Annotated in this window: 2 tRNA genes; both read left to right on the top strand. The window is 32.7% G+C overall.

The window, feature by feature from the left end:
- Positions 1 to 2661 precede the first annotated feature (2661 nt).
- Positions 2662 to 2733: transfer RNA gene (locus tag IEX62_RS24170), tRNA-Glu, on the top strand.
- Between the two features lie 77 nt (positions 2734 to 2810).
- Positions 2811 to 2883 (top strand) — tRNA-Ile (locus IEX62_RS24165).
- The last annotated feature ends 146 nt before the right edge of the window (positions 2884 to 3029 follow it).

The following is a 3029-nucleotide window of genomic DNA, read 5'->3' as shown; positions in this document are numbered from 1 at the left end:
AATTTAAGTAAATTTGAAGCGAAATTTATCTTAGCATAAGGTGGGTGCTAGCACACAGTGTAGCTCGCTAGTGGCTAGTGGCTAGTGGCTAGTGCCTACTAAAAAGATAAAATCGTTCAACGACTATAAGGTGAGTAATGCTAACAATAATCCTTTATTAACACCCAACTTTCTTTTTTTTATTATGTATAAAATATATAAATCAGCAAGTAGTAAAATAATTTAAGATGAATAATACTAACACTAACACTAATAATAAAAATTTAGCCTCCTCTTCCGCTAGTGTAATTTTTAGTAAATATATAAATAATAATAATAATAAATTAATACCTTTTAAGATAAAAAATTCTGACCTAGGAAGAACGAGATATTTCCCTCCTATATCTAAAGAATGAAAAAATAGTATTTATGTCTTTAATCATAATAACTTAAAAAATTTACCTCTTTTTGATATAAATATTAATTCCTTAATAAAAGATTATTTTAATTTACAATTTAAGGATAAAATTTTATTCAAAAAAAAGAGACTTTCTAAAGTTAAAGTTGTATCTCTGAATAAAATATATGCTAGTAAAGCGGAAATAAAGCATACTAATACTAAAGCTATTTTAACTGTGTATACTTTTAATCGAGAAAAGATATCTTTATATAAAAAAATAAAGAAATTAAAAAAATCTTTTTATTTTGTTTTTGATAAAATAATTTCTTTTAGTGAACGTGTAATATTGAGTGGTGTTCCTATAAGGGTAGATAAGGATGGTAAGGTATTATCAAATCTGTATTTACCTTTTAGATTACGTGGTGTATTACCTTGAATTACTGAATCTCATGTGAATATTTGGAGAAAAATAATTATAGCTTCCCTATATAAAGAATTAATACTTCTTAGAAAATACAAATTAAGATTAGATCTTAATAAGTATAAATTTGAAGAAAAACTTTTATATAGATTAAATAATTTAATAATGAAGTATTATAATAAAAAAGTAGAGTTTAATATTGTAAATATGAGATCTTTTCTTCTTAATAGTGATATATTGACTAAAATATTAGCACTTAAATTGAAAAACAGGAATGCCCGTGTAATAAAAATTATGGATGTTATATTAAATAAGGCAAATTTACCTAAAATAAATAGAGTTCAGGAAAAAGCTTCCTTAATAAAAAGTGTAGATTGAAATTTATTAGAAAATAAGTTTAAAAATCTCAATTTAAGTTTTATATTAAATGATGCTTCGTACGCGGAGCGTAATAATTTATCTGAATTGTTAAATAAATTATATTATAATGTTCTTTTAGTCAGCCAAAAAGGGGTATGAGCGCTTCGCTCCCCGAAGGGGGAGCAGCCTTCCTTCCACTCAAAGAGTGGAGGCTCGCCTACTAAATTTATTCAGAAAGGCGCAGGCGCAGCTTCGCTAGGAGGAAATGCTAAGGCGCAGCCTAAAGTTTCTAGCTTCGCTAAGGCCAAAAAATATGCAAAAATATATCAAATCATATTTAATTCTATAAATTATAAAAATATGGGTGGTCTAAGACTGGAAATTAAAGGTAGATTAACTAAACGTTATAGAGCTGATAGATCTTTATTTAAAGTAAAATGAAAAGGTGGATTAAAAAATCTAGATTCGTCATATAAAGGGTTATCATCTGTAAATATGAGAGGTTATGCTAAACCTAATGTAGAGTATTCAATATTTACATCTAAACGTCGTATTGGAGCTTTTGCAGTAAAAGGTTGAGTTAGCGGTAAATAGAAATCCCGTATCCCCCCGTCCCCCCGCCCTGCAGTACTGCAGGGGGGGGGGGGGGATTAGGAAGTGCCACTTCTAAACCCCCGCAAGCTTGCGGGGGTTTGTTGAGGGGTAGGTTGTTTATATTACATTAAGATTAACTAATAAAAATACATATAAAAAAGAAATGAAGAAATAGTCTGAACCATTATGTGAATGATGGAAATAAATCAATATGATAACAAGTTGAACAGGCTAATTTGCGCAAGAGTGTACAAAATGAGTGCGCGGTTTGGCACCTCGATGTCGGCTTGACTAATCCTCATGGATGCAGAAACTATGTAGGGTACTCTAGAGGGAATTAGAATATAATAAGGATTAACCTTTGTACGAAAGGAACATGGGGTACTATTGTTATACCTAGTTGTATAACAGTTTTATTAACCTCTGGTTTACCTGTTGTTTATGTGCCTTATATTAATTTCATGTGTGATGCTCCGCAAGGATATTACAGGGATGTTACCGTCACTTGAGTAAATACAATAGCATAAGCATGGCAGGAAAGCTAAGTTAGTCAAAAATAAGTGCTGAAAGCATATAGGCACGAAATTTACCTTAAGATATTTCTTAAATATACGTAAGAAAATATTACGTTAATAGGCTTAGTTTGTAATAATCTAGAGATTTTAAGGAACTAAGTACTAATTTTATAAAAAACTGAATGATTAATATATCTTACATTTTCGCTACCCCCTCCTTTGCTCAAGGTCCCCATCACATTTAATTATGCCCCCCCCTGCAGTACTGCAGGGCGGGGGAAAGATGGGGGGCCCGCCAAGGAGGGGGGTAATGAGCCTGGTTAGCATAAAAGTAATGCAATTGTTTTGTAATCAATAGAAGCAAGTGCGATACTTGCACTGGGCTATTTTAAGGATTAGTGGTCAAGTGGTACGACATAGCTCTTTCAATGCTAAAATCGCGGGTTCGAATCCCGCCTAGTCTAAATACGTAAATACATATATATATATAGAGCCGCAAGGCGTCTATTTATATGTATGAGAGTTATATTTATATGTATGAGAGGCTATAGCTCAATTGGTAGAGCATACCGCTCATAACGGTAATTGTAAGTGTTCAAGTCACTTTAGCCTTATTTCGGTTTATTACCTTCCGCTTTTGCCCGTATCCCTAAATCCCCCCGTCCCCCCGCCCTGCAGTACTGCAGGGGGGGGAAGGGGGGGAGGCATTATTTTTTTTAGCTTTGCTAAAAAAAAAATTAGCCCGTCCCCCCGCCCTGCA

Source organism: Paenibacillus hunanensis, assembly GCF_014645615.1.
Lineage (GTDB): Bacteria > Bacillota > Bacilli > Paenibacillales > Paenibacillaceae > Saccharibacillus > Saccharibacillus hunanensis.
The sequence above is the reverse complement of the archived record's forward strand: the minus strand, read 5'-3'. Positions and strand labels throughout refer to the sequence as shown.